This is a genomic window from Sphingobium sp. DN12 (assembly GCF_051058005.1).
Taxonomy (GTDB): domain Bacteria; phylum Pseudomonadota; class Alphaproteobacteria; order Sphingomonadales; family Sphingomonadaceae; genus Sphingobium; species Sphingobium yanoikuyae.
In genome coordinates, this window is sequence record NZ_CP173717.1 from 53,121 (window position 1) to 77,692 (window position 24,572).

The window sequence follows — 24,572 nt, forward strand, 5'->3', positions numbered from 1 at the left end:
GTGGCTGCATGACGCGGCGCGACGCAGGGCGGAACAGGGCGTGAGACTGGACTTTTCGTGGTGACGGGCCCTTTGCGATGACCGACATCCCCATGATCGAGACGCCGTCGCCCAATTATGACGAGCGCAGCCTGCCGATCACCATGCTGGTGCTCCATTATACCGGCATGCCGGACGCGGCGAGCGCCATCAACTGGCTGGCCAATGCCGAATCCAAGGTGTCGGCCCATTATGTCGTGACCGAGGATGGGCAGATCATCCGCATGGTGGCCGAGGACAAGCGCGCCTGGCATGCCGGCCGGTCGCACTGGCGCGGCATCGACGATGTGAACAGCGCCAGCATCGGCATCGAGATCGTCAATCCGGGGCATGAATGGGGCTATCGCCCTTTCCCAGAGGCGCAGATGGGGTCGCTGATCCCGCTGGTGCATGACATCGTCCAGCGCCACCGGATCACGCGCGGCAATATCGTCGGGCACAGCGACATCGCGCCCGCGCGCAAGCAGGATCCGGGCGAACTTTTCCCCTGGGGGCAACTGGCGCGGCTGCGGCTGGCGCTGCCGCGACCGACCAAGAATCTGATGGACCCGCACTGGACCGACAGCGGCTTCATGCTGGCGCTGGAACGCTTCGGCTATGACATTGCCGAGCCGGAACCAGCGGTCGTCGCCTTCCAGCGGCGCTTCCGCCCGGAACTGATCGACGGCGTCATCGACGGCGAATGCCGGGCGATTTTGCTCGCCCTGCTGCTGCCCAAGCCGACAGGGGATGACTGACCCGATTTTTGCGCCTATAGGCGCCTGTGCCAGAGGGCCGGGCGGCCGCGGCGTGGCGGGTAACTTCCACGGCGAGGAAAGTCCGGGCTCCACGAAATGACGGTGCCGGCTAACGGCCGGCTGGAGTGATCCAAGGGACAGTGCAACAGAAAGCAGGTCACTAAGGCTTCGGCCCAGTGAAATTGAAAGGGTGCGGTAAGAGCGCACCGCGTCTGCGGCAACGCAAGACGGCACGGTAAACCCCACCGGGAGCAAAACCGAATAGGGGCGGCGCGCAGCTTGACTGCTAGGTCTGTTTCGACTGAGACCGCCCGGGTTGGTTGCTTGAGGGACGGAGCAATCCGTCCCCTAGAGGAATGGTCGCCTATCCCCCTTTGGGGGTGGACAGAACCCGGCTTACAGGCCCTCTGGCATTTCCCCTGTTGCGAGGTTATCGCAATAACCGGTCTGCGGTCGTGGGGGATTCGGTTTGCGTAACAGATATCTGGCTTTGCTGATGGCGATGGCGGCCATGCCCGCAATCGGGCATGCGATGCAGGATAAGGCGCCCGCAACGCCCGCAACGCCCGCGCCCGCAACTGGCACGATCCAGCAATTGTTCGAGCAATCGACGCAAGCCACCGAGGCGGCGGATTATCCCCGCGCGCTTGAAATCCTCACCGCGCTCGAAGGCCGGGTGGTGCGCAATCCGCGCAGCCTGGCGATCGTGCGGGTGCGCAAGGCGATGGTACTGGCGGAACTGTCGCGCTGGGCCGAGGCGCGCGACCTGCTGAACCAGGCGGCGCCGGCCCTGCCCAGGGATGATGCCAGCCTGTCGATCGACCGCTATCGTGCTGCCTATACGCTTGGCCGCGTGTCGATGGGCGACCTCGACTATGTCGGCGCGCTGGCCCATTTCAGCGCGGCGCTGGCCGAAGCGGAAGGACCGGCGGCGCGCATCCAGGCGCTGCTGGGGCAGGCGCAGGCCGGTACGTTCGTCGATCCGGCCGAAGCGCTGAAGGCCGCCGAAGCGGCCAATGCCATTGCGGTGGCGGACCCCAAGATGTTCGACAAGGCGTCGCTGGCGCATATCGACCTGATCCGGGGGCGGGCGCTGCTCAATCTGGGCCAGTTCGACCCGGCGGAAAAACTGTTCGCACGGGCGGTGAAGCAGCAGGGCGGGCTGACCACCAGGGTCGATTTCGATGATCTGGTGACCCGGTCGGATGCGTCGATCGCCGCCATGCTGGCCGGCCATCGCGACACGGCGCGCAATTATCTGGTCTATACCGGTGCCGGGCGCATGCCGCAGCAGGACTTCACCCAGGGCGCGGACATGGCGCTGCCGCGCTGTGGCGAGGATGGCATCCAGCCCGAGGATTATGCCGTGGTGGAGTTCGGCATCAGCGACAGTGGTGCCGTTTCCTATGCCCGGCCGGTCTATGGATCGCGCCCCGGCCCGTCGGCGCTGGCGTTCGCGCGGGCGGTGCGGGACTGGTCGTGGCGGCCCGATGACGTGAATAAGATCCCGGCGCTGTTCCGGTTCGTGACGCGGCTGGAACTGCGCTGTTCGACCGCGGAAGGCGGTCCGTCGATGCTGGCGGGGCCGACCAAGGCGCTGGGCGACTGGCTGGAGGCCAGGCGCGTTCCCGGCCCGGTGCTGGACAATGTGCCGATCACCCGGCAGCGCGCGCTGCTGTTGCAGCAGGCGCAGCTGATCCGCAGCCAGAAGGGCGATGCGGCAGTGGAACTGGTGCCGGTGCTGATCCCGCTGCTGGCAGGATCGATGGCCGCGCGCGCGGATGTCGAGACCTATGGCCCGCTGCTGCGCCGGGTGGTGCGGACGGCGGATGCCCCGCCGCTGGCGCAATTGCTGGTCGACCGTCTGGTCCATGATGCCGCCGAACATGTAGATATCCGTATCCGGGCCGATTCCCCCTATGCGTTGCGCGTCGCCGACTATCAGGCCGATGCCGATGCACGGGCGACCTTCGCGATCCTGGCCTATGATGATCTGAGGCCCAGGGAAAAGGCCGGGTCGCAGGCGCTGCTCAACGCGGTGATCGACGATGGCGCCTTGCCGGCCAATGATCCGCTGCGCGTGGCGGCGCTGGTGCGGCGCGCCAGCCTGCAGGCGACCGGCGGCAATCTGGAAGCGGCACGGGCCGATTATGCCGCGACCGGGCTGTCGGCGCAGCAATGTTCGATCGTCGATGCCAAGCCCAGCCTGCGCAGCGCGCCGGTATCCTCCGCCGATTATCCCACGGACATGGTGTCCGTCGGCGTCGAGGGATGGACGCGGGTCCAGTTCGACATCGCAGCGGACGGCACGACCCGCAATCAGCGGGCCGTCATCACCTATCCGCCGATGATCTTTGGCACCAACGGCACGAAGATCGTGACGCGGGCCAAATATGAGCAAAGCTATCGTCCCGATGGTGGCCTTGGCTGCGGCGGCAACATGCAGGGTGTGACTTTCCGTCGCTAATCCCGGCGCGGGGCTGGCTTTCCGGGCGCGGCTTCCCTAATTTGGTCCGATGGCAAGACAGAGCCGATCCAATGACTGGGGTTTTCCCCGCTGGCGTGCCTATGGCGCGACGCGGGAAGCGCAGCGCGTGCGCATCTGCGACCGTTTCGGCTGTGACCAGCCGGGTAACTGCCCCGCGCCCAAATCGCCCAACAGCCCGGACCGCTGGTATTTTTGCAGCGAGCATGCGGCCGAATATAACCGTAACTGGGACTATTTTCAGGGACTGGACGAGGAAGAACGGGCCGAGCGCGAGCGCACCGAACGGCGCGATGCCGGCGGCTATCAGTCGAGCGCCCATCATGGCTGGGGCGGTCCCGGCGACGGCAGCCGGTCGCGCGACGAGATGCACGCGCTGCAGGCGCTGGGGCTGGAGGATGACGCCGATTTCGAGGCGGTGCGCAAGAGCTGGCGCAGCCTGGCCAAGGAATATCATCCCGACGTGAAGCCGGGCGATGCCGAAGCGGCGGTGCAGTTCCAGACGATCCAGGCCGCCTATGAGGTGCTGCGTGCGGCCGAGGAACGGCGCACCTGGAAGCCGCGGGGCGCCAGCGATTGAAGGATCATGTCCGGTCCAACTGGCATAATGCCGTGCTGGTCTGCCGCAAATGCTCGAAGAAGCTGGACGGCGGCTTCGGCAAGGATGGCGAAGAGCGGCTGGCCAAGGCGCTGCGGCGGCATCTGTCGCTGAAGAAGGGGCGCAAGGCGTCGGCCGGCATCATCGAGGTGAATTGCCTGGGCGTCTGTCCCAGGGGCGCGATCACCGTGGTCAACGGCGCCGCGAGCCGCGACTGGCTGCTGGTACGGCCGGGGGCGGATCTGGACGCGCTGGCGGCGGCGCTGGACCTGCCGGCGCAGGCGGAATCGCAGAATCCGGGCTGACTTACGCAAAATGCGTAAATCCGGACGGGCCTGTTAAGCCTATCCTTACCAACATTTCCTAGGGGGGATGCCATGCGGATATGGCTTCCTTCCTCGCGCGGTGCGGTGCTGCTGGCCCAGCTCGCGATCATCCTCCTGGGTCTCGCCCTGCTCTACGGCAATCCGCCGACGCAGGGGCGTATCCTGCTGATCCCGATGACGGCCGGTGCGCGCGCGCATCTGGTGCCCGATGCGGTGGCGCATGGCGCCCGGCTGGTGGCGAGCGGACGCCTGCCCGGATCGATGGTGGTGGAAGGGCAGCGCGACGCGCTGCTGCCCCTGTTGCGGGGGGGGATCTTGCCGCTGCGCGCCTTTGCCGCGGCCTGTGGCGAACCGGTGGGAGGATTGGCCTGATGGCGTTCAACAGTCTCGAAAGCCTGCGCCTGCATGGCCTGCGCATCCTGCTGCTGTGCAGCCTGATCTGGACCGTGCTGATCGGCATTGGCGGCATGATGATCGGCAATGAGCGGGCGGCGCCCGCCATGCTGCTGTCGGCGCTGGCCAATATCCTGCCGACCTGGATGGTGATGCGGCGTCGCAACGACCTGGAGGTGCGGCTGGTGATGGGGACGCTGGCGGCGGTGCAGCCGGCAATCACCCTGTTCCTGCTGAGCGGCCATGTCTGGCAGATGGACGCGCACATGTATTTCTTCGTGGCGCTCGCCTCGCTGGCGGTGCTCTACGACTGGCGGCCGATCCTGCTGGCGTCGGTGCTGATCGCGCTGCACCATCTGGTGCTGACCTATGTCGCGCCCAATTGGGTGTTTTCGGGGCAGGCGGAGCTGGGCCGGGTCATCGTCCATGGCTTTGCGGTGGTGCTGCAAGGCACGATCCTGGGCTATCTCAGCATCAAATTGCATGCGCTGCTGCTGGCGCAGGATGCACATGTGGCGGACACCGCCCGGCTGGCGCGGGAAGCGCAGGCGGGGCGCAATGCGGCGGAATCGGCGATGGATGCCCAGCGCCAGTCCGACGCGCGCGAGGCGCATCTGCGGATCGAGCGGGACGCCGAAAAGACACGGATGGCGCAGGACCGGCGCAGCGAGACGCTGGCGCTGGTCGGCGCCTTCCGCCAGTCGGTGGCGGGCGTGGTGAGCGCGGTCAGTGCGGCGACGGGCGAACTCAAGGAATCGGCCGGGCTGCTGCATGATCTGGCGCGCCGCGCGAGCGTGGGCACGGACGAGACGATGGCGGCGGCGGGGCAATCCTCGGCCAGCGCGGCGGTGCTGGCGCGGCGGATCGAGCAATTGTCCGAATCGATCAGCGCAATCGCGGCGGCGGCCAGCCAGCAGGCGAGCCTGGGCGGCGAGGCGCAGCGCGTGTCGGTGGCGGGGCATGAGGCGATGCAGGCGATGGAAGGGCGCACCGCGTCGATCACCAGCTTCGCCGATTCGATCACCGAGATTGCCGCCCGCACCAATTTGCTGGCGCTCAATGCCACGATCGAGGCGGCACGGGCCGGCGAGGTCGGGCGCGGCTTTGCGGTGGTGGCCGGCGAGGTGAAGCAACTGGCCAACCAGACGGCGAGTGCGACCGGCGAAATCCAGTCGCTGGCCTCGTCCGCGCGGCAGGGCGCCGGGGTGGCGCAGGAAGCCCTGTCCGAGGTCGCCGGGAGCGTCGAAGAACTGGCCCAGGCGGCGCAGGCGATCCAGCGTGCGGTGGCCGACCAGCGCGATGCGACCGCGGCGATCGGCCAGTCGGCGCGCGATACCGCCCGCGACGCCGATCATATGGCGCAGCGCATGGCGACCGTGGCCGATGTCGCGCGCAATACCGAAAATCTGTCCGATCGCGTGTCGAGCGCGGCGGCCGGCCTGTCGCGCACCGCGCAGGAGTTGCAGCGCGCGACCGACCTGTTCGTGGCGCAGCTGGAAGCGGCCTGATCGCCGGTCAGCCGGCGCGGGCTATCTTGCTTGTCGCCCCGTCATCGACGGAGCGTGCCAGCGGGTAGAGGACGCGCTCTTCCCGATCGATCCGCCGGGCAAGGGCATCCAATATCCGGCCGCTCTCGGCGCAGAAGCCGCGCCAGTCGCGGGTAATCCGCTCGTCGGTCCAGGCGGCCATGTAGCGGGCGAAGCTCTCGGCCAGCGCGCCGATTTCGGCCTGGATGCGCGCGGCGGTGGCGCGGACGCGATCGTCGCCCTGGCGCTGGAGCGCGGGGTAGAGGATGCGGTCTTCCAGCGCGAGATGGGCCATCAGCTTGCGCGCCAGTTGCCAGCGCAATGCGCTCACCGCCTGGGCCTGATCGGGATCGGCGATCGCCTGGCGCAGTTTCGCGGCGATCAGGGCGATCTCCTCATGCTGCGTGCCCAACTCGTCCATGTTCATCGCGATCATCCTCCCTGCGCCGTGCGATCATGCGTCGGCCGGCGTTAAGAGGGGATTGGAGCGCAGGGCGGGCAAAGCGCGCAAAGCCTGTAAAAAGAAGGACCGCCCGGCGCCTGCGCACCGGACGGTCCTTCTGTCATCGATCCTGTGGATCAGACCCCATCGGAGCCTGTCGCGATCAGGCCGGCTGGTCGGCGCGGCTGGCGCCCTGGCCGTCGAGGTTCTGGGCAGCGAAGTCCCAGTTGATCGCTTCCTTCAGCAGCTTTTCGGCATAGGCAGGGCGCAGGTTGCGATAGTCGATATAATAGGCATGTTCCCACACATCGAGGATCAGCAGCGGGGCGTGGCCTTCATGGGCGACCGGGGTGTCGGCGTCATGATAGCTGGTCACTTCCAGCTTGCCGTCCTTCAGGATCAGCGCGGCCCAGCCGCTGGCGAAGTGGCCGACGGCCTCTGCCTTGAGCTTTTCGATCAGCGCGTCGACCGAACCGAAGGCTTCCTCGATCTTGGCGAGCAGTTCGCCGGTCGGGGCGGTCTTCACCGGCGACAGCGAGTTCCAGTAGAAGGTGTGGTTCCAGATCTGGCCGACCTGGTTGAACAGGCCGCCCTTCGACGACTTGATCAGCTCGACCAGCGACTTGCCCTGCAGGCTCTCGTCGGCGGCGACCAGTTCATTGGCCTTCACGACATAGGCATTGTGATGCTTGCCGTGGTGGAAGTCGAAGGTTTCGACCGACAGGATGTCGCCAAAGGCGTCCTTGGCATAGGGAAGATCGGGCAGAACAAAGGCCATGGCGGAACTCCTCGGGTTCGTTATGGGGCGGCTCGCAGTGATGGTTGCGATGCCGGTTTATCATATGGTCCATGCGGGGCGTGGACGCCTCCGTCGCTTCCCATATGCGCACCCAACGCCCAAGAAAACCAATATGTGCCTATTGCGAAACGATCGCAGAAACAGGCGGTTGGCGGGGGTTTCGGACGGTGACGGCCGGGCAGGGGCTGGGCGGCTTGCTTGACAGGCGGGACGGGGCCGAACATGATCCCGGTCATGCCGTTCAAGGTCATCTTTGCGCGCTTCCGCCATCATGGGGGACAGCTTCTCGCGGGCCATCCGCCCCGGACCTGACAGGCACGCTGCCGGCAGGTCCGGGGCACCCTTCTTGACGCCTTGCGCCCGAGGACCGGGCGCGCACCCCTATCAGGAAGTTTTCCCATGACCCTGCAACAGAAGTGGGCGGCCGTGCCGCCGATCCATATCGTCGAATCCGAAGCCGACATGATTTCCGACCTCGCCTGGGCGGCGCGCGACCGCTTCCCGGACGTCAGCCAGTTGTTGCTGGAGGAGGTCGGCCGGGCGCAATTGTGCAGCCGGGCGGCACTGCCGGCCGATGTCGCGGCGATGGGATCGACCATTCTCTATCGCGATGGCGCGCGCGGGACGCCGCGCCGGGTGGAACTGGTCTATCCCAGTCATGCCGATGTGGCGCTGGGCCGGATATCGATTCTGACGCCGGTCGGCGCCGCGCTGATCGGGATGCGGGCGGGCAATGCGATATTATGGCCGGACCGCGACGGCCATCTGCGCGACATTATGGTGGATGAAGTGGTTCAGGCGCAGGCCTGAACCACGCAGGTCAGTGCCGTGTCAGCCCTGCGGCGGGGTGGTTTCGCCCACCTCGTCGCTGTCAAGGCCGTCGTCCAGGGTCAGGCCGTGGCGCAGCAGCATCGGGATGTTTGCGCCGGCGAACACGACCGACACGATGGTCACGCCCCAGACCTTGACCGCGAGCCAGGTGTCGAAGCTCATCGACCGGCGCATGAGTTCGTTGGCGACCGCCATGGCGACGAAGAACAGCGCCCAGTTGCGCGACAGCTTGCGCCAGCCTTCCTCGGTCAGGCCGTCATAGGCGGCCTGGAGCAGATATTTGAGCAAAGGCTTGCCGCGCAGCAGCCCGGCGAACAGCATCAGCGCGAAGAAGGCGTAGATGATGGTCGGCTTCAACTGGATGAATCGCTGGTCGTGGAAATAGATGGTGAGGCCGCCGAAGAAGAGGATCAGCAGCGCCGAGAGCCACAGCATCGGCGAGACCCGGCCGAGCTTCACCTTGGAGATGATGACGGCGATGACGATCGCGGCCATGAAGGCGGCGGTGCCAAAGCTCATGGCGGTGATCGGATTGCCCGCACCCCAGAACCAGCCCGCGCCCTTGTAGCTCAGGAAAAAGACCAGCAGCGGCCCGAAATCGAGCGCGAGGCTGAGGCTGCCGCCATGGGCGGGCTTCTTGGCGTCAGCGGGCATAGGCCGTCCCCGCGATCGCGCGTGCCATGTCGGCGGCATCGAAGGGGCGCAGATCCTCGATCTTTTCGCCGACGCCGATGGCGTGGATCGGCAGGCGATATTTCTCCGCCGCCGCGACCAGCACGCCGCCGCGCGCGGTGCCGTCCAGCTTGGTCATGACCAGGCCCGTGACCTGTGCGGTTTCCTTGAAGACTTCGATCTGGTTCAACGCATTCTGTCCCGTGGTGGCATCGAGGACCAGGACAACGTCGTGCGGGGCGGCCGGGTTCAATCGGCCGAGCACGCGGCGCACCTTGGCCAGCTCGTCCATCAGTTCGGTCTTGTTCTGCAGCCGGCCGGCGGTGTCGACGATCAGCACGTCGATGCCGGTGGCCGTCGCCTGCTTGACCGCGTCGAACACGATGCCCGCCGCGTCGCCGCCTTCCTTGCCGGCGACGATGGGCACGCCCAGACGCTCGGCCCAGACCTTCAACTGGCCGATCGCGGCCGCGCGGAAGGTGTCGCCCGCCGCCAGCATCACGCCATAATCCTGTTCCAGGAAATTATTGGCGAGCTTGGCGATGGTGGTCGTCTTGCCCGATCCGTTGACGCCGATCACCAGGATCACCTGCGGCCGCGGAAAGGCCTCGATCTCGAGCGGGCGGGCGACCGGGGCCAGCACCTTCTCGATCTCCTCCGCGATGATCTCGCGCAGATATTCCTCGGTCAGTTCCTTGTTGTAGCGCCCTTCGGCGAGGCGATCACGAACCCGGCCGGCCATGGCCGGGCCGAGATCGGACATGATCAGGGCTTCCTCGATCTCGTCGAGGGTCTGGTCGTCGAGCGCGGCCTTGGTGAAAAGGCCGGTCAGATTCTCGCCGAGCTTGTCGGAGGTGCGCTTAAGGCCGCCGAAGAGGCGGTCGCGCCAGCTGGTGCCGGTGTCAGTCATTATTGCGCCTCTTGCGCGATCAGCGCGCCATTCTCAAGGCCGCTGATGCGGGCCGCGACGATCGTGGAGGGGGGCTGGGGCGTGGTGAAGCGCACCGGCGCGAAATTTTCCGCATGGCCCGACAGGCCGTTGCGTTCGACCAGCACTGACTGGCGGGTGCCGACCAGCCGGGCGAGCCAGGCGTCGCGCTGCGCCGCGCAGGCATCGCGCAGCAGTGCGGCGCGCGCCTTGATGGTGGCGCGATCCAGCTGGGGCATGCGCGCGGCGGGCGTGCCGGTGCGCGGCGAATAGGGGAAGATATGGCCGTGGACGATGTCGCAATCGGCGACCAGCGCCAGGCTGTTGGCGAACATGGCGTCATCCTCGGTCGGGAAGCCGGCGATGATGTCGGCGCCGATGCTGATGTCCGGGCGGGCGGCCTTCACCCGCTCGACGATGCGCACCGCGTCGGCGCGGGCATGGCGGCGCTTCATGCGCTTCAAGATCATGTCGTCGCCGGCCTGCAGCGAGAGATGCAGATGCGGCATCATGCGCGGCTCATGGGCGATGAGGTCGAACAGCCGCTCGTCAATCTCGACACTGTCGATCGAGGAGAGGCGCAGCCGGGGCAGGTCCGGGACATGCTTGAGGAGCCGTTCAACGAGTTGGCCGAGCGAAGGGCTACCTGGCAGGTCCGGGCCATAGCTGGTGACATCAACGCCGGTCAGCACGATCTCGCCATAGCCCGCGTCGACCAGTTGCTTCGCCTTGTCGATCACCGCGCCGGCGGGCACGGAGCGGCTGTTCCCCCGGCCATAGGGGATGATGCAGAAGGTGCAGCGATGGTCGCAGCCATTCTGCACCTCCAGAAAGGCGCGGGCATGTTCGGCAAAGGCGCTGGCCATGTGCGGCGCGGTGTCGCGCACGGCCATGATGTCGGAGACGTTGACCTTATCCGCCACCGGGGCGAAGGCGGCTGCCTCCAGCTTCTCCCGGTTGCCGATCACGCCGTCCACTTCCGCCATGGCGGCGAAGGTCTGGGGTTCGGTCTGGGCGGCGCAGCCGGTGACGAGGATGCGGGCGTCGGGGCGGTCTCGCCTGGCGCGGCGGATCGCCTGCCGGGTCTGGCGCACGGCCTCGGCCGTCACGGCGCAGCTGTTGACGACGATCAGGTCGTCCTGTGCGCCGGCCATTTCGCGGATCGCTTCGCTTTCCGCGATGTTGAGCCGGCAGCCCAGGGTGATGATGTCGGGACCGGCCACGGTCAGAAGCGGTCCCAGTCCGCCTCGCCGTCGAACACATGGGTGGCGGGGCCGGTCATGCGGATCGTGCCGCCCGGTGCCCAGTCGATTTCCAGGTCGCCGCCCGGCAGGCTGACCGTCACCGGGCCGGCCATCAGCTTGCGGCGGATCGCCGCGACGGCGGTGGCGCAGGCGCCGGTGCCGCAGGCGCGGGTGAGGCCGGCGCCCCGTTCCCAGACGATCAGGCGCAAATGCTGCGGGCCGACGACCTGCGCGAAATTGACGTTCACGCGGGCGGGGAAGAGCGGATCATGCTCGATCAGCGGGCCGAGCCGTTCGAAATCGACCGCGTCCAGATCCTCGACGAAGAAGATCACATGCGGGTTGCCGACATTGACGGCGGCCGGCGCGGGCAGGTCTTCCCAGCTGGCCGACATCGTCAGCGTGTCCATCGGATAAGCGAGCGGGATCGCGTCCCAGTCGAAGCGGGGCGCGCCCATGTCGACGCTGGCGCCGCCGTCCACGCTCTTTGCATCAAGCAGGCCTGCCTTGGTGCGGATCAGCACATCGCGGCCGACGAACAGGGGAACGCAGCGGGTCGCGTTGCCGCAGGCTTCCACTTCGCTGCCATCAGCATTGAATATCTGCATCGACACATCGGCGTCGTCGCTCTCGCCGATGACGATCAACTGGTCGCAGCCGATGCCGGCGTGGCGATCGGCAATGGCGCGGGCGCGCGCCTGCGTCATCGCGACCGGCGCCTGGCGCGCGTCGATCACGACGAAATCATTGCCCAGACCATGCATCTTGGAAAAGCGGCTCATCATGGCGCCGCATTTAGTGCGGGACGGGGCAAAAGACCAGCGGTCAGGCGTTCTGGCCGCCAATGATCGCGGCATAATCCTGCGGATCGACATTGGCGCCGGAGATGACGAGGGCGGTGGTGCCGTCGGTGGGCGGGGCGAGGCCGGCAAGCATGGCCGCGAGCGCCACCGCGCCGCCCGGTTCGACCACCAGCTTGAGCGTGATGAAGGCGAAGCGCATTGCGTCGCGCACCTGATCGTCGCTGACGACGAGGCCGCCGGCGAGCAGGGCCTGGTTGATCGGGAAGGTCAGCGCGCCGGGGCTGGGGGCCAGCAGCGCGTCGCAGATGCTGCGCGCGTCGGGCGCGACACTTTCCCGCACGCCGCTGGCGAGCGAGCGGGCGGTATCGTCGAAGCCGGCGGGTTCGACGGCATAAACGGCGATGTCGGGGCGGGCGGCCTTGACCGCCGTCGCCGTGCCCGCGACCAGCCCGCCGCCACCACAGCAGACGAGAATCTGGGTGGGGTTGGCGCCGACGGCCTGCGCTTGCTCCAGTATCTCCAGGCCGATCGTGCCCTGGCCGGCGATGATGAAGGGATCGTCGAAGGAGGGAACCAGCGTTGCGCCGCGTTCGGTGGCAAGGGCGGTGGCGATTGCCTCGCGGCTCTGGGTGAAGCGGTCATAGGGGACGACCTCAGCCCCCATCGCACGCGTGTTGGCGGTCTTGATCGCTGGGGCATCGGCCGGCATCACGATCGTTGCCGGGATGCCGAGCAGGCGCGCGGCGAAGGCGACGCCCTGGGCATGATTGCCCGAGGACCATGCGACGACGCCCGCCGCCCGTTCCGCTGCATCGAGGCGGGCGAGGCGGTTATAGGCGCCGCGGAACTTGAACGATCCGCTATGCTGGGCACCCTCGAACTTCACCAGCACGCGCCGGCCGCACAAATCGTTGAGCGCGGCATTCTCGATCAGCGGGGTGCGAACCGCCGCCGGTGCGATCAGCCGCGCGGCATCGGCGACGTCGGCGGCAGTGATAGCAAGCGAATCGGTCATGTCGGCTCCTTCGGTCAGAGGCCCCTGCATAGCCGCCCATCGGCGCCGCGCAACGATCCGCCGGGGCGATCCTGGCCCGCTTGGCAGGGCTTGTGCTTTGGCTTATGGGGGCGGCGCGCCGGGGCGGTCAAAGGCCCCGGCGCGCATGATCGCGCCGGTGCCCGCAAGGGCTGAAAACGGGAATGCGGTGCGGGGGGCAAAGCCCTTCCAAATCCGCGGCTGTCCCTGCAACTGTAAGCGGTGAGCGCGATGCGCAGGGTTCCCAGGCTCTTCAAAAGGGGAGGGCCGGAACCGGCCACTGGACCGACAGGTCCGGGAAGGCTGGCGCATCGCTGCCCTGACCCGCGAGCCAGGAGACCTGCCGGCGTCTGGTCGCTCTTGCCCTGGCCCAGGGGATGGCCATGGCGCGGTGTTTCCGTCGAGCGACGCCCATGGCGGCCGGGGCCGCATCGGTGCGTGGGGCGGGGCGCTGGCGTCTTCCCGATCCTCACGCAGCGACCGCATGTGCGGACGCCCCGGTTCCAAATCGACGGACGCCGGGGGACGATAAAATGAAGATGTTGGGGATTTCGCTGATCGCGCTGCTGGCCGCTACGCCGGCACTGGCACAAGACGATGATATCGTCGTCACCGCTTCGGGCATTGCGCAGCCGCGCGACGAGGTCGGCCAGGCGATCACGGTGATCGATGCCGACACGATCAGGACGCGCCAGGCGGTCGATGTCGTCGATCTGCTCGCCACCACGCCGGGCGTCCGCTTCAGCCGCAATGGCTCGACCGGCGGCGTGACCGGCGTGTCGCTGCGCGGCGCGGAGACGACCCAGACGCTGGTGCTGATCGACGGGGTCAAGGTCAACGACCCGAGCGGCATCGGCGACGGCTATGATTTCGGCCATCTGCTGACCGGCAATATCCGCCGGATCGAAGTGCTGCGCGGCTCCAACTCGGTCGTCTATGGCAGTCAGGCGATCGGCGGCGTGGTCAATGTGATGACCGGCGCGCCGAGCGAGGGTTTCGAGGTCAATGCCTCGGCCGACTATGGCTATAGCGACACGCTGAACGCCAAGGCCGATGTGTCGGGCACGCGTGGCGCGGTGTCCGGCGGCGTCGGCGTCGCCTATTTCAACACCGACGGCATTTCCTCGGTCGGCCGGTCGTTCGGCGGCGTGGAGAAGGACGGCTATGAGAATATCGCCACCAACGCCAAGCTGAAGATCGCCTTTTCCGACACGCTCAGCCTCGACCTGCGCGGTTACTATATCCATGCCGATCTCGACTATGACAGCTTCTTCGGCGCGCCGGCCGACAGCAGCGACGTCAGCAAGCTGGACCAATATGTCGGCTATGCCGGGATCAACCTGGCGCTGCTCGACGGCAAGCTGACCAATCGGGCCGCCGTCACCTGGATGCGCAACGATCGCGACTATTATTTCGTGCGCGGCACTGACCCGGACTATGGCTATTCGGGCACCAATCTGCGGTTCGAATATGAGGGCGTCTATGCCCCGGTGGATCAGGCCAAGCTGATCTTCGGCTATGAGCATGAGCGGCCGGACTATGAGTATTTCGGCTTTGGCGACATAGCGAGCGCGAAGGCGAACATCGACAGCGTCTATGCGCTGGCGGTGGTGAAGCCGCTTGCCGGCCTCGCCGTCACTGGTGGGCTGCGCCATGACGATCATAGCCAGTTCGGCGGCGCGACCACCTTTGGCGCGAACGCCAATTACACGCCGAACGCCGGCGCGACCAATATCCGCCTTTCCTATGGCGAGGGGTTCAAGGCGCCGTCGCTCTATCAGCTCTACGACACCTATAGCGGCAACAGCGCGCTGCGGCCTGAGCGGTCGAAAAGCTATGATGTCGGCTTCGACCAGAGCCTGGACGGGGACAAGGCTATGCTGTCGCTGACGGCGTTCCGGCGCGATACCCGCAACCAGATCAACTATGATTATGCGACCTACACCTATGGCAATCTGGACCGGACCCGCGCCAAGGGCGTGGAAGCGACGCTGACGCTGAAGCCGGTCGAGGCGCTGACGGTGGCGGCATCCTACTCCTATGTCGATGCGCGCGACCGGTCGGGCGGGGTCACCGACGGCAATCGCCTGCCGCGCCGCGCCGCCAATGCGGTCAGTGTGTCGGCCGACTATCTCTGGGCCTTCGGCCTGTCGACCGGCGCGACCCTGACCATGGTCGGCGACAGCTATGACGACACGGCCAACACGCGCCGGCTCGACGGCTATGCGCTGGCCGGGCTGCGCGCATCCTTCCCCGTGGGCGAGCATCTGGAAGTCTATGGCCGGATCGACAATCTGTTCGATGCGGATTACGCCACGGCCTATGGCTATGGCACCTATGGCCGGTCGGCCTATGGCGGCGTGCGTGTCCGCTTCTAAGGGGCGGCGCGCATGAGCGGGCGGCGGCATCCTTTGTTGCTGCCGGGGCTGATCGCCCTGCTGCTGGTCGCGGCGATCGCGTCGGTCGCGCTGGGATCGGTGACGATCGCGCCGGCCCGCATCCTGGCGGTGCTGGCGGGCGGCGGCGACATGGTGGCGCGCGCGATCGTCATCGACCTGCGCTTGCCGCGCATGGCGATCGGCCTGCTGGTCGGCGGCATGCTGGGCCTGTCGGGCGCGGCATTGCAGGGCTATCTGCGCAATCCGCTGGCCGAACCCGCCGTGCTCGGCGTGTCCAATGCGGCGGCGCTGGGGGCGGTGATCGCGCTCTATTTCGGCCTGTCCGAACTGCATCCGATGGCGTTGCCGCTGCTGGCGATCGTCACGGCCCTGGCGGCGATCGGCGCGCTGTTCCTGCTTGCCGGGCCGTCGGAAAGCCCGTTGACGCTGATCCTGGCCGGCATTGCCGTCGCGACGCTGGCGGGGGCGGGGATCAGCCTGGCGCTGAACCTCTCCCCCAATCCCTTTGCCGCGATGGAGATTATGAGCTGGCTGATGGGGAGCCTGGAAAATCGCAGCATCGACCATCTGCTGCTGGCGCTGCCCTGCATCGCGGTCGGTGCGGCGCTGCTGCTCTATGACGGGCGCGCGCTCGACGCGCTGACCCTGGGCGAGGATGGCGCGCGGGCGCTGGGCGTCGACCTGTCGCGGGCGCGGCTGCGGCTGATGGCGGGCGTCGCGATCGGCGTCGGCGGGGCGGTAGCGGTGACCGGATCGATCGGCTTCGTCGGCCTGATCGTGCCGCATCTGGTGCGGCCGCTGACCGATCGCTCGCCTTCCGCGCTGCTGCTGCCCTCTATGCTGGGCGGCGCGGTGCTGCTGACCCTGGCGGATATCGGCGTGCGCATCATCCCGACCAGCAGCGAGCTGAAACTGGGCGTGCTGACGGCGATGCTGGGCGTGCCGGTCTTCCTCATTCACCTGATGCGGGAGCGGCGGCTATGGTGACCCTGTCGACCGAGCAACTGGACGTCCGGCTGGGCCGCCATCTGGCGGTGCGTGGCGTCCATCTGTCCATGGCGCCGGGCCAGTTGATCGGCGTGATCGGCCCCAATGGCGCGGGCAAGTCGACCTTGGTGCGGGCACTGCTGGGGCTGGTGAAGCCGGCCGCCGGACGCGCGCTGCTGGACGGCACGCCGGTCGAGCGGCTGTCGCGCCCGGCGGTGGCGCGGTCCATCGCCTATCTGCCGCAGGGCCAGACATTGCACTGGCCCCTGGCGGTCGAGCGGCTGGTGGCGCTGGGGCGGTTGCCGCATCTGGGGCCGCTGTCGCGCCTGACCGCCGACGATGACGCGGCGATCGAGGACGCGATGGTCCGCGCCGATGTCACCGGCTTCAAGGGCCGGATCGCGACCGAGCTGTCGGGCGGCGAGCGGGCGCGGGTGCTGCTGGCGCGGGCGCTGGCGGTGGGCGCGCCGGCGCTGATCGCCGACGAGCCGCTCGCCGCGCTCGACCCCGGCCACCAGATCGACGTTATGGCCTTGTTGCGGGCGCAGGCGCAGGGCGGGGCGCTGGTCGTCACCGTGCTGCATGACCTCGCCATGGCGGCGCGCTATTGCGACCGGCTGCTGCTGATGGATGGCGGCGCGCTGGTGGCGGACGGGGCGCCGATGGACGTGCTGACGCCGGAGCGCCTGGCATCCGTCTATGGCGTCGCCGCGCGGATCGACGTCAGCGACGGCCTGCCGCTGATCGTGCCGACGGCGCGGGTCTGATCCGTAACGAAAAAGGGGGCCTTCCGGCCCCCTTTGCTTAATTGCCGAAGCCGCGTGGGGCGGGATCGACCACGCTGATCGTGCCGGCGCCGACCTCGCTCACTTCCAGCGCGCGTTCGGCGATGCCGTTGCGGTTGAAGCGGAAGGCGCCGTCGATGCCGGCAAAGCCGCCCGGATCGCGCAGGCGCGCGGTCGGGAAGGGCGAACCCGGCTTCCAGTCCTGGGCGATCCGCACCGTCAGCAGCACCGCGTCATAGCCCATCGAGGACAGGCGGAAGGGCGCGCTGCCGTAACGGGTGCGATATTTGGTCGCGAGCTGGCGATAGAGGCCGTCCGACACGCTGGCATACCAGGCGCCGCGCAGCACGGGGCTGGCGGCCAGCGATTCTTCGGTATTCCAGATTTCGGTGCCGAGCAGGCGGGCACTGGCGCCGCCATTCTTGCGCACGATCGGCGCGACCTGCAGCGCGACCCGGCCGCTGTCGGCGATCAGCAGCGCGTCATAGCTGGACGAGGCCTGCAGCTTCTTGACCGCAGCGGTGATCGAGGCGGGGGTGCGGTCGAAGGTCTGCATCGACACGACCGTACCGCCGGCCTGTTCGACCGCGCGCAGCAGCGCATTGCCGGCGCGCTCGCCATAGGTGCCGCGCGGCACCAGCGCGCCGAAATTGGACAGGCCCTTTTCACGGGCGAAGCCGATCACCCGCTCGATCGACTGGTTGGGGGTATAGCCCATCAGGAAGATGTTGCTGCCCGCGACGCTGGTGTCGTTGGAGAAGCTGATGACCGGGACATTGGCCTTGGCCGCGATCGGCCCGACGATGCGGGCGTCATCGGCGAGCAGCGGACCCAGGATCAGGCGGTTGCCGTCGGCCAGCGCCCGGTTGGCGGCGGCCGCCGCGCCCGTGGCGGTGTCATAGGTGGTGATGCGGACCTTGTCGGTCTTGATGTCCATCAGCGCCAGGGTGGTGGCATTGGCGATCGACTGGCCCACGCCCGCATTGGGGCCGCTGGTCGGCACCAGCAGTGCGACGCGGTGGCGCGCGGTGTCGGTCGGCAGGCCCTGGGTCACTTCCGGGCCGGTCGGCTTGGCGGGACCGGTGGGCTGGGCGGGGCCGGGGCCCTTGGGCACGATCGACTGACAGGCGGCAAGCATGATGGTGCTGGCAACGAACAGCAATCGCGCGCTGCGCTTCATCGCCGCGAACATGTTCGCTTGCCGGGGGGCATCCGTCTCTGTCATCTGGGATCCTTATGGAAACTATATTGGCATCCGGGCTTGAGCCTGGGCTTTACATCGTGGCGGGGCCGATCGGCAACCTTGGAGACCTTACGCCGCGCGCGGCGGAAGTCCTGCGGTTGGCCGACGTGGTCGCCGTGGAAGATACACGGGTCAGCGCAAGGCTGCTGCGCCATGCGGGGTCGGATCGGCCGATGATTCCCTATCATGACCATAGCGCCGAAAATGTGCGGCAGCGGCTGATCGAGCGGATGGCGAGCGAATCGGTGGCGCTGCTGTCGGACGCGGGGACGCCGCTGATTTCCGATCCGGGTTACAAGCTGGTGCGCGACGCGCGGGCGGCCGGGCGCAAGATCACGACCCTGCCGGGGCCGAGCGCGGCGATCGCGGCGCTGACGCTCTCTGGCCTGCCGACCGATCGGTTCCTGTTCATGGGCTTCCTGCCCAGCAAGGCGAAGGCGCGCGGCGACGTGCTGGCCGAGGTGGTGACGCTGCGCGCGACTTTGGTCTTCTACGAAAGCGGACCGCGCCTGTCGGACAGCCTGGCCGCGATGGCGGCGGCGCTGGGCGATCGCGAGGCGGCGGTCAGTCGCGAGATCAGCAAGACCTTCGAGGAGACGGCGACTGGCACGCTCACGGAACTGTCCGCCCGCTATGCCGATGCCCCGCCCAAGGGCGAGATCGTGGTCATCGTAGGCCCGCCCGGCGAGGCGCCGCCGGCCAGCGCCGAGGATGCCGATGCGGCGCTGCGGGAGGCGCTGACCCGGCTGCCGGTGTCGAAGGCGGCGGGCGAGGTCGCCAAGAAGCTGGGGCTCGACCGGCGGACGCTTTATGACCGGGCGAACGAACTCAAGGGAGAACGCGAGGCGTGAACCGCCAGCAGGCGGAGAAGCGCGGCCGGCAGGCCGAACGCATCGCCGCCTGGTGGCTGCGCCTCAAGGGCTGGCAGATCGTCGGCCAGCGCCTGCGCACGCCCGCGGGCGAGGTCGACCTGGTCGCGCGCAAGGGGGCGATGCTGGCCTTTGTCGAGGTGAAGAGCCGGGCCACCGACGCCGAACTGGACGTCGCGATCGATCAGCGCCGGCTGGCGCGGGTGGCGGCGAGCGCCGAAATATTGTGGCATCAGCTGGCAAGACCCGGAGACGACATGCGAATTGACGTCATCCTCCTTGCGCCCGGCCGCCCGCCACGCCATCTGGCCAATGTCTGGCATGGGGGGTGAAAATCATCCGCCGTTCGCCCTGAGTAGCCCCCTGAGAAAAGTCGAAGGGGCGTATCGAAGGGTGAGTGCCGAATGATGCTTCGATACGGGACTTCGTCTTCGCTCAGTCCCTACTCAGCACGAACGGATATGGAAGGAAACCGCGCCGATGACCGAACTCAACCCCCTGACCGTCGCCATGCAGATGGACCCGATGGAAGGGATCAGGATCGCCGGCGATTCGACCTTCCACATCATGCTGGCGGCGCAGGCGCGGGGGCATAAGCTCTATCATTATCTGGCGCCCGACCTCACCTATCGCGACGGCCGGGTGCTGGCCAAGGCGCGGCCGGTGAAGGTGCAGAAGGTCGATGGCGATCATTATGCGCTGGGCGAGCCGGAGATGCTGGATCTGGGCCGCGACGTCGATGTCGTGTGGATGCGGCAGGACCCGCCCTTTGACCTGAGCTACATCACCGCCACCCATTTGCTGGAGCGGGTGCAGGAAGAGACTTTGGTGGTGAACGATCCGGCCAGCGTCCGCAATGCGCCCGAAAAGCTGTTCGTGCTCGACTATGCCCGCTTCATGCCGCCGACGATGATCACCCGCGACCTGGCCGAGGTGAAGAGCTTCCTCGCCGAGCATGGCGAGATCGTGGTGAAGCCGCTCTATGGCAATGGCGGCGTCGCGGTATTCCATGTCGGCAGCAATGGCGCGAACCTGTCGTCGCTGGTGGAACTGTTCAAGGCTTCGTGGGTCGAACCCTTCATGGTGCAGGCCTTCATCCCCGGCGTCGCGCAGGGCGACAAGCGCATCGTGCTGGTCGATGGCGAGGTCGCGGGCGCGGTCAACCGCATCCCCGGCGCGGGCGAGATCCGCTCCAACCTGGCGGTCGGCGGATCGGCGGCCAAGACCGTGCTGACCGATCGCGAGCGCGAAATCTGCGAGGCGATGGGGCCGGAATTGAAGCGCCGCGGGCTGCTGTTCGTCGGCATCGACGTGATCGGCGGCGAATGGCTGACCGAAATCAACGTGACGTCGCCGACCGGCATCGTGTCGATCGACGCGTTCGACGGCACCGATACCGGCGGCATGATCTGGGACGCGATCGACGCGCGCCTGGCGGCACGGGCGGCGGCCTGACGGATGTGCGCCATTCCTCCGTTCGTCCTGAGTAGCCATTGAGCATGTCGAAATGGCGTATCGAAGGATGTTGCACGCGATGCTTCGATACGAGGCTTCGACTTCGCTCAGCCGCTACTCAGCACGAACGGACATAGGGGCATGACCGACTGGGTGCTGCGGCTGATCGATGCGGGGGGCTATTGGGGGATCTTCCTGCTGATGATCCTCGAAAATGTCTTTCCGCCGATCCCGTCCGAACTGATCATGGGGATTGGCGGCATCCGCGTCGGCCAGGGGCGGATGGCGATGGAGGGACTGCTGCTGGCGGGCACGCTGGGCACCACGATCGGCAATTATTTCTGGTATCTGGTCGGCCATATATTGGGCTTCGGGCGGCTCAAACCGCTGGTCGATCGCTATGGCCGCTGGGCGACGCTGGAATGGCGCGATGTCGAGGCGCTGGACCGGCTGTTCGGCAAATATGGCCAGATCGTCGTCTTCGTCTTCCGCTTCATGCCGGCCTTCCGCACGATGATCTCGCTGCCCGCCGGGCTGTTCCGCATGGGCCATGTGCGCTTCCTGATCTGGACTGCCGGCGGCGCGCTGGTGTGGAATCTGGTGCTGGCCTATGCCGGTTTCCTGCTTGGCCAGAATTTCCGCGACATCGACAAATATGTGGGACCGGTGGCGACCGCCTGTGTGGTCGGCGCGGTGCTGCTCTATCTCTGGCGGCTGGCGACCTGGCGGCCCAAAGGATAAGAGTCTGTTTGAGAAAGCCGGTACCAGCCCGCGCCCCCGCCCAACCACCCGACAGGATGACACTGGATCGGGCGGTTGGGCGGGGGAGTGGGCTGGTACCGTATTGAAAATCGCCCTTTCGCGATTTTTCAGACAAGCTCAGAAGGGCAATTTGATCCCCACCATCACCCGCTGCGACGTTGTGCCGTTGCCCATGCCCTGGCTCTCGACATGAACATTGCCCTTTACCTTGCCGAACAGGGTGGTTTCGGCACGGCCGAGCGGTGGCTCGTCACCGGTGGCGGCGACCTCGCGCTCGACCCGTTCGTCGCGGCGACGGCCGGTGACGACGATGGCGTTGGGACTGGGCGCGGGCTGCACCTTCTGAAGGTCGAAATCGGGCGGGATGTCGGTGCCGCCAACGCTTTGCAGGGCCATCAACAGACGCAGCATCCTGGGGTTCCTCCGGTCGCAACGGGGATCTGCCAGGCAGGCTGACGCAGGATTACGGCGAATCCATGGCCGTTTCAGGCGCGGGGATGGGCGGCGCGATAGACGTCGAGCAGATGGGCGGCATCGACCTGGGTATAGACCTGGGTCGAGGTCAGGCTGGCATGGCCGAGCAGTTCCTGGAGAGAGCGCAGGTCGGCGCCGCGACCGAGCAGATGGGTCGCGAAACTGTGGCGCAGCGCATGGGGCGTGGTGCGGTCCGACAGGCCGAGGCGCCCGCGCGCGCCCTGCACCGACCGGCGGATGAGCGCGGCCGAAAGCGGACCGCCGCGCGCCCCCCGGAACAGTGGCTGGTCGCGCTCCGGCGACCAGGGGCATTGGTCGGCATAGGCCTCGATCGCGGCGCGGACCTGCGGCAGCAGCGGCACCAGCCGCGTCTTGCCGCGCTTGCCGGTGACGCGCAGCGTGTCGCCCAGCGGCATGATGTCGCCCATCAGCCCCATCGCCTCGCCAATGCGCAGGCCCGCGCCATAGAGCAGCAGCAGCACCGCCCAGTCGCGCGCGCCGATCCACTCTTCGCGCGCGCCCTCGGCAATGTCGCCGGCCAGAGCCAGCGCCTCGTCGGGGGAGATGGGGCGGGGCAGGCCGCGCTTGACCCGTGGCCCCTTGAGCTGGGGGACGCGGGCTTCTGCGCCGCCGACAAATTTTAGGAAGCCGCGCACCGCCGACAATTCGCGCGCGGCGGAGATGTTGCCGATGCCGTCGACCCGGCGGCTGGCAAGATAGGCGCGCAGGTCCGCCTGCTCCAGCCGGGCGAGGCTGGCGGCGGTCACGGCCTGCCCCTGATGCTCGGCGAGGAAGGCGACCAGCCGCTCGGCGGTGGCGACATAGGCCCGCACCGTATGGGTGGAGCGCCGCCGGTCGAGGCTGAGATGCTGGCGCCAGCGTTCGGGGAGGGAGGGTGTCATGTTGGAAATGCCGCGCTTAACTTCGCATATTTCCCGCACATTTTGACAGTATGAAACAAGAGTTGGAAATCTTGTTGCGTGAAGCGGGAGATGCGGGGAGAGGCTGCGTTGCGCATGGCGGCAGCCTAGCAGAGGGGGGCGATGTAGGACAGGTGGCCCTCCTATCTGATCGTCACCCCAGCGAAGGCTCGGGTGACGGTCATCTGCGGCCCTTGAAATCCGCCGGAAAATGGGCACATGGGGGCCATGGCTACCCCGTTCGATCCGGCCGATTTGCCGACCGGCATCCTGATGACGCTGTCGCCGCTGGTGGCGCGCGTGCTGGCGCCCAATCCGTCGCCCTTCACCTATACCGGCACCCAGACCTATCTGGTCGGGGGCGCGGATGTGGCGGTGATCGATCCGGGGCCGGACGAGGCCGAGCATCTCGACGCGCTGATCGCGGCGATCGGCGGGCGGCCGGTGGTGGCGATCCTCTGCACCCATACCCATCGCGACCATAGCCCGGCGGCGCGGCCGCTGAGCGCGCTGACCGGCGCGCCGATCATCGGCTGTGCGCCGTTGACGCTGAACGACGACGGGCCGCGCGCGGACGCGGCCTTCGACGCGGACTATCGGCCCGACCGGGTGCTGGGCGATGGCGAGGGGATGGCCGGCACCGGCTGGACGCTGACGGCGGTGGCGACGCCGGGCCACACGTCCAATCATCTCTGCTTTGCCTTGGCTGAGGACAAGGCGCTGTTCACCGGCGACCATGTGATGGGCTGGTCGACCAGCGTCATTTCCCCGCCCGATGGCGACATGACCGCCTATATGCGATCGATGCAGCGGCTGCTGGAGCGGGACGATATCGTCTATTATCCGGCCCATGGCGAGCCGATCGACAATCCGCAGCGGCTGGTGCGCGGCATGATGGGCCATCGCAAGCAGCGCGAGGGACAGATCATGCGCTTCCTGGAGCGCAATGGCGACAGCGCCATTCCCGACATGGTGGCGGAGATGTACAAAGGCGTGGACCCGCGCCTTTACGGGGCGGCCGGGCGATCGGTGCTGGCGCACCTGATCGACCTCAATGGCCGGGGCATGGCCGTGCCGCTGGAGGATGGGCGATGGCAGATGCGCTGAAGCGCTATGCCGGGCCGGTCGCGGTCGCACTGCTGATCCTGATCGTCGGCGGGGCGATGCTGGTCGGCTGGCAGCGCTATAATCGCGACTATGTGGTGAGCGTCGAGGATGACGGGACGGCGGTGACCAAGGTCATTGCCGAAAGGATCGCCGGCACCAGTAGCCTGAAGGTTTCGGAACTCAGCGGTACGATCCAGAGCAGCGCGCGCGATGTGCGCGGCTTTGGCTGGCTGAAGTCCGACCAGGTGGTGAAGATGCCCTTTTCGGTCGATTATTTCGTCAATGTCGGCGCGATCGGCGCGGATGACCTGGAATGGGATGCGGAGCGCCGCACCCTGATCGTCAATGCGCCTGACGTGACCGTCGGCAAGCCCAATGTCGACGAGAGCCAGCGCACCCTGGTGCGCACCAGCGGCCTGTTCGTGACGCGCGAGGCGGGCGAGGAACTGAGCCGGCGCACGTCTGCTTACGCGCAGGCGCGGGCCGCCAAATCGGCCGGGTCGCCCGAGCGGATGGCGCAGGCGCGCGAATATGGCCGGGCCGCGCTGGTAAAGCTGATGGCGGCGCCGTTGGCGGCGGCCGGGCAGGGCGATGCGCGGGTGATCGTCACTTTTCCGGCGGAACGACCCAATCGCGATCGCTGGGACGTGACCACGCCGGTTAACGAGGTACTGGCAAACAAGCGCCCACAGCGCTAGGGCGCGTGCCAAGACCC

26 protein-coding genes, 1 other RNA gene and 1 riboswitch are annotated in these 24,572 nt (G+C 67.4%); of the genes, 17 read left to right on the forward strand and 10 right to left on the reverse strand.

Features of this window, described 5'->3' with window-relative positions; genetic code table 11:
* Positions 1–77 precede the first annotated feature (77 nt).
* From ACI6S0_RS00275 to ACI6S0_RS00305, 7 genes are all read left to right on the forward strand, one after another.
* Entirely contained in the window at positions 78–776 is a 699-nt protein-coding gene (locus tag ACI6S0_RS00275; RefSeq protein ID WP_004210419.1) for an N-acetylmuramoyl-L-alanine amidase, read from the forward strand.
* Between the two features lie 29 nt (positions 777–805).
* An RNA gene (gene rnpB, locus ACI6S0_RS00280) (RNase P RNA component class A) lies at positions 806–1,191 on the forward strand.
* Between the two features lie 54 nt (positions 1,192–1,245).
* Positions 1,246–3,243, forward strand: coding sequence for a hypothetical protein (locus ACI6S0_RS00285; protein ID WP_434404551.1), 1,998 nt, complete (start codon positions 1,246–1,248; stop codon positions 3,241–3,243).
* Positions 3,244–3,292: 49 nt separating this feature from the next.
* Entirely contained in the window at positions 3,293–3,841 is a 549-nt protein-coding gene (locus ACI6S0_RS00290; protein ID WP_004210421.1) for a J domain-containing protein, read from the forward strand.
* Positions 3,814–4,164: a (2Fe-2S) ferredoxin domain-containing protein gene (locus tag ACI6S0_RS00295; RefSeq protein WP_434405888.1), complete on the forward strand. Its 351-nt coding sequence runs from the start codon at positions 3,814–3,816 to the stop codon at positions 4,162–4,164. The genes ACI6S0_RS00290 and ACI6S0_RS00295 overlap by 28 nt, the downstream gene beginning before the upstream one ends.
* Before the next feature lie 72 nt (positions 4,165–4,236).
* Positions 4,237–4,557, forward strand: a complete 321-nt coding sequence (locus ACI6S0_RS00300) for a hypothetical protein (protein WP_434404552.1) — start codon at positions 4,237–4,239, stop codon at positions 4,555–4,557.
* Positions 4,557–6,086, forward strand: a complete 1,530-nt coding sequence (locus ACI6S0_RS00305) for a methyl-accepting chemotaxis protein (protein WP_278394645.1) — start codon at positions 4,557–4,559, stop codon at positions 6,084–6,086. The genes ACI6S0_RS00300 and ACI6S0_RS00305 overlap by 1 nt, the downstream gene beginning before the upstream one ends.
* 7 nt (positions 6,087–6,093) lie before the next feature.
* On the opposite strand, the gene ACI6S0_RS00310 is transcribed toward ACI6S0_RS00305, so the two are convergent.
* Together ACI6S0_RS00310 and ACI6S0_RS00315 are read right to left on the reverse strand one after the other, a co-directional pair.
* Complete coding sequence (locus ACI6S0_RS00310) at positions 6,094–6,540, reverse strand: hemerythrin domain-containing protein (RefSeq protein WP_434404553.1); 447 nt, start codon at positions 6,538–6,540, stop codon at positions 6,094–6,096.
* Positions 6,541–6,709: 169 nt separating this feature from the next.
* Positions 6,710–7,324, reverse strand: coding sequence for a superoxide dismutase (locus ACI6S0_RS00315; RefSeq protein ID WP_069335930.1), 615 nt, complete (start codon positions 7,322–7,324; stop codon positions 6,710–6,712).
* Between the two features lie 420 nt (positions 7,325–7,744).
* Between ACI6S0_RS00315 and rnk the strand changes: the two genes are divergently transcribed.
* Positions 7,745–8,155: a nucleoside diphosphate kinase regulator gene (rnk, locus tag ACI6S0_RS00320; RefSeq protein WP_037516172.1), complete on the forward strand. Its 411-nt coding sequence runs from the start codon at positions 7,745–7,747 to the stop codon at positions 8,153–8,155.
* Between the two features lie 21 nt (positions 8,156–8,176).
* On the opposite strand, the gene ispZ is transcribed toward rnk, so the two are convergent.
* The 5 genes from ispZ to ACI6S0_RS00345 are packed head-to-tail and all read right to left on the reverse strand — an operon-like array spanning position 8,177 to position 12,838.
* The gene (gene ispZ, locus ACI6S0_RS00325) at positions 8,177–8,830 is read right to left on the reverse strand and encodes a septation protein IspZ (RefSeq protein ID WP_004210432.1); all 654 of its coding nucleotides are present in this window, start codon (positions 8,828–8,830) and stop codon (positions 8,177–8,179) included.
* On the reverse strand, positions 8,820–9,758 hold the full coding sequence (gene ftsY / locus ACI6S0_RS00330) for a signal recognition particle-docking protein FtsY (protein WP_434404554.1): 939 nt from the start codon (positions 9,756–9,758) through the stop codon (positions 8,820–8,822). Before ftsY ends, ispZ begins: the two co-directional genes overlap by 11 nt.
* Positions 9,758–10,999 carry a tRNA (N(6)-L-threonylcarbamoyladenosine(37)-C(2))-methylthiotransferase MtaB gene (mtaB, locus tag ACI6S0_RS00335; RefSeq protein WP_434404555.1) on the reverse strand — a complete coding sequence of 414 codons (1,242 nt, stop codon included), beginning with the start codon at positions 10,997–10,999 and terminating at the stop codon, positions 9,758–9,760. The genes ftsY and mtaB overlap by 1 nt, the downstream gene beginning before the upstream one ends.
* 2 nt (positions 11,000–11,001) lie before the next feature.
* Positions 11,002–11,805, reverse strand: a complete 804-nt coding sequence (gene dapF / locus ACI6S0_RS00340; protein ID WP_434404556.1) for a diaminopimelate epimerase — start codon at positions 11,803–11,805, stop codon at positions 11,002–11,004.
* A 40-nt stretch (positions 11,806–11,845) separates the two neighbouring features.
* Positions 11,846–12,838 carry a threonine ammonia-lyase gene (locus tag ACI6S0_RS00345; RefSeq protein ID WP_434404557.1) on the reverse strand — a complete coding sequence of 331 codons (993 nt, stop codon included), beginning with the start codon at positions 12,836–12,838 and terminating at the stop codon, positions 11,846–11,848.
* 143 nt (positions 12,839–12,981) lie between these two features.
* Positions 12,982–13,218, forward strand: a riboswitch (cobalamin riboswitch).
* 171 nt (positions 13,219–13,389) lie between these two features.
* Here ACI6S0_RS00345 and ACI6S0_RS00350 point away from each other — a divergent pair.
* From ACI6S0_RS00350 to ACI6S0_RS00360, 3 genes are read left to right on the forward strand one after another with little or no spacing between them, the layout of a single operon-like run.
* Positions 13,390–15,234, forward strand: coding sequence for a TonB-dependent receptor plug domain-containing protein (locus tag ACI6S0_RS00350; RefSeq protein ID WP_434404559.1), 1,845 nt, complete (start codon positions 13,390–13,392; stop codon positions 15,232–15,234).
* Between the two features lie 12 nt (positions 15,235–15,246).
* Positions 15,247–16,242, forward strand: coding sequence for a FecCD family ABC transporter permease (locus ACI6S0_RS00355; RefSeq protein ID WP_434404560.1), 996 nt, complete (start codon positions 15,247–15,249; stop codon positions 16,240–16,242).
* Complete coding sequence (locus tag ACI6S0_RS00360) at positions 16,236–17,009, forward strand: ABC transporter ATP-binding protein (RefSeq protein WP_434404561.1); 774 nt, start codon at positions 16,236–16,238, stop codon at positions 17,007–17,009. The genes ACI6S0_RS00355 and ACI6S0_RS00360 overlap by 7 nt, the downstream gene beginning before the upstream one ends.
* Positions 17,010–17,046: 37 nt before the next feature.
* Here the strand turns inward: ACI6S0_RS00360 and ACI6S0_RS00365 are convergent, their stop codons facing one another.
* Complete coding sequence (locus tag ACI6S0_RS00365) at positions 17,047–18,252, reverse strand: penicillin-binding protein activator (RefSeq protein WP_434404562.1); 1,206 nt, start codon at positions 18,250–18,252, stop codon at positions 17,047–17,049.
* An 11-nt stretch (positions 18,253–18,263) separates the two neighbouring features.
* Between ACI6S0_RS00365 and rsmI the strand changes: the two genes are divergently transcribed.
* The 4 genes from rsmI (at position 18,264) to ACI6S0_RS00385 (ending at position 21,335) form a co-directional block, all read left to right on the forward strand.
* Entirely contained in the window at positions 18,264–19,121 is an 858-nt protein-coding gene (gene rsmI / locus ACI6S0_RS00370; RefSeq protein ID WP_434404563.1) for a 16S rRNA (cytidine(1402)-2'-O)-methyltransferase, read from the forward strand.
* Positions 19,118–19,471, forward strand: a complete 354-nt coding sequence (locus ACI6S0_RS00375; RefSeq protein WP_004210447.1) for a YraN family protein — start codon at positions 19,118–19,120, stop codon at positions 19,469–19,471. The genes rsmI and ACI6S0_RS00375 overlap by 4 nt, the downstream gene beginning before the upstream one ends.
* A gap of 148 nt (positions 19,472–19,619) precedes the next feature.
* A complete protein-coding gene (gene gshB, locus ACI6S0_RS00380; protein WP_313227870.1) occupies positions 19,620–20,594 on the forward strand; it encodes a glutathione synthase in 975 nt (324 codons plus the stop codon).
* Between the two features lie 141 nt (positions 20,595–20,735).
* On the forward strand, positions 20,736–21,335 hold the full coding sequence (locus ACI6S0_RS00385) for a DedA family protein (RefSeq protein ID WP_434404564.1): 600 nt from the start codon (positions 20,736–20,738) through the stop codon (positions 21,333–21,335).
* A gap of 138 nt (positions 21,336–21,473) precedes the next feature.
* On the opposite strand, the gene ACI6S0_RS00390 is transcribed toward ACI6S0_RS00385, so the two are convergent.
* Positions 21,474–21,767, reverse strand: coding sequence for a hypothetical protein (locus tag ACI6S0_RS00390; protein ID WP_434404565.1), 294 nt, complete (start codon positions 21,765–21,767; stop codon positions 21,474–21,476).
* Between the two features lie 74 nt (positions 21,768–21,841).
* On the reverse strand, positions 21,842–22,732 hold the full coding sequence (locus ACI6S0_RS00395; RefSeq protein ID WP_434404566.1) for a tyrosine recombinase XerC: 891 nt from the start codon (positions 22,730–22,732) through the stop codon (positions 21,842–21,844).
* A 246-nt stretch (positions 22,733–22,978) separates the two neighbouring features.
* Here ACI6S0_RS00395 and ACI6S0_RS00400 point away from each other — a divergent pair, with 246 nt between their 5' ends.
* The gene (locus ACI6S0_RS00400; protein ID WP_434404567.1) at positions 22,979–23,857 is read left to right on the forward strand and encodes an MBL fold metallo-hydrolase; all 879 of its coding nucleotides are present in this window, start codon (positions 22,979–22,981) and stop codon (positions 23,855–23,857) included.
* The gene (locus tag ACI6S0_RS00405; protein ID WP_434404568.1) at positions 23,842–24,555 is read left to right on the forward strand and encodes a DUF4230 domain-containing protein; all 714 of its coding nucleotides are present in this window, start codon (positions 23,842–23,844) and stop codon (positions 24,553–24,555) included. The genes ACI6S0_RS00400 and ACI6S0_RS00405 overlap by 16 nt, the downstream gene beginning before the upstream one ends.
* The last annotated feature ends 17 nt before the right edge of the window (positions 24,556–24,572 follow it).

Excerpts from the sequence above, each read along its gene's own strand:
- ACI6S0_RS00275 (WP_004210419.1), top strand. The coding sequence starts at position 78 with ATGACCGACATCCCCATGATCGAGACGCCGTCGCCCAATTATGACGAG.
- ACI6S0_RS00290 (WP_004210421.1), top strand. The coding sequence starts at position 3,293 with ATGGCAAGACAGAGCCGATCCAATGACTGGGGTTTTCCCCGCTGGCGT.
- ACI6S0_RS00300 (WP_434404552.1), top strand. The coding sequence starts at position 4,237 with ATGCGGATATGGCTTCCTTCCTCGCGCGGTGCGGTGCTGCTGGCCCAG.
- ACI6S0_RS00305 (WP_278394645.1), top strand. The coding sequence starts at position 4,557 with ATGGCGTTCAACAGTCTCGAAAGCCTGCGCCTGCATGGCCTGCGCATC.
- ACI6S0_RS00310 (WP_434404553.1), bottom strand. The coding sequence starts at position 6,540 with ATGATCGCGATGAACATGGACGAGTTGGGCACGCAGCATGAGGAGATC.
- ACI6S0_RS00315 (WP_069335930.1), bottom strand. The coding sequence starts at position 7,324 with ATGGCCTTTGTTCTGCCCGATCTTCCCTATGCCAAGGACGCCTTTGGC.
- rnk (WP_037516172.1), top strand. The coding sequence starts at position 7,745 with ATGACCCTGCAACAGAAGTGGGCGGCCGTGCCGCCGATCCATATCGTC.
- ispZ (WP_004210432.1), bottom strand. The coding sequence starts at position 8,830 with ATGCCCGCTGACGCCAAGAAGCCCGCCCATGGCGGCAGCCTCAGCCTC.
- ftsY (WP_434404554.1), bottom strand. The coding sequence starts at position 9,758 with ATGACTGACACCGGCACCAGCTGGCGCGACCGCCTCTTCGGCGGCCTT.
- dapF (WP_434404556.1), bottom strand. The coding sequence starts at position 11,805 with ATGATGAGCCGCTTTTCCAAGATGCATGGTCTGGGCAATGATTTCGTC.
- ACI6S0_RS00345 (WP_434404557.1), bottom strand. The coding sequence starts at position 12,838 with ATGACCGATTCGCTTGCTATCACTGCCGCCGACGTCGCCGATGCCGCG.
- ACI6S0_RS00350 (WP_434404559.1), top strand. The coding sequence starts at position 13,390 with ATGAAGATGTTGGGGATTTCGCTGATCGCGCTGCTGGCCGCTACGCCG.
- ACI6S0_RS00355 (WP_434404560.1), top strand. The coding sequence starts at position 15,247 with ATGAGCGGGCGGCGGCATCCTTTGTTGCTGCCGGGGCTGATCGCCCTG.
- ACI6S0_RS00360 (WP_434404561.1), top strand. The coding sequence starts at position 16,236 with ATGGTGACCCTGTCGACCGAGCAACTGGACGTCCGGCTGGGCCGCCAT.
- ACI6S0_RS00365 (WP_434404562.1), bottom strand. The coding sequence starts at position 18,252 with ATGACAGAGACGGATGCCCCCCGGCAAGCGAACATGTTCGCGGCGATG.
- rsmI (WP_434404563.1), top strand. The coding sequence starts at position 18,264 with ATGGAAACTATATTGGCATCCGGGCTTGAGCCTGGGCTTTACATCGTG.
- gshB (WP_313227870.1), top strand. The coding sequence starts at position 19,620 with ATGACCGAACTCAACCCCCTGACCGTCGCCATGCAGATGGACCCGATG.
- ACI6S0_RS00385 (WP_434404564.1), top strand. The coding sequence starts at position 20,736 with ATGACCGACTGGGTGCTGCGGCTGATCGATGCGGGGGGCTATTGGGGG.
- ACI6S0_RS00390 (WP_434404565.1), bottom strand. The coding sequence starts at position 21,767 with ATGCTGCGTCTGTTGATGGCCCTGCAAAGCGTTGGCGGCACCGACATC.
- ACI6S0_RS00395 (WP_434404566.1), bottom strand. The coding sequence starts at position 22,732 with ATGACACCCTCCCTCCCCGAACGCTGGCGCCAGCATCTCAGCCTCGAC.
- ACI6S0_RS00400 (WP_434404567.1), top strand. The coding sequence starts at position 22,979 with ATGGCTACCCCGTTCGATCCGGCCGATTTGCCGACCGGCATCCTGATG.
- ACI6S0_RS00405 (WP_434404568.1), top strand. The coding sequence starts at position 23,842 with ATGGCAGATGCGCTGAAGCGCTATGCCGGGCCGGTCGCGGTCGCACTG.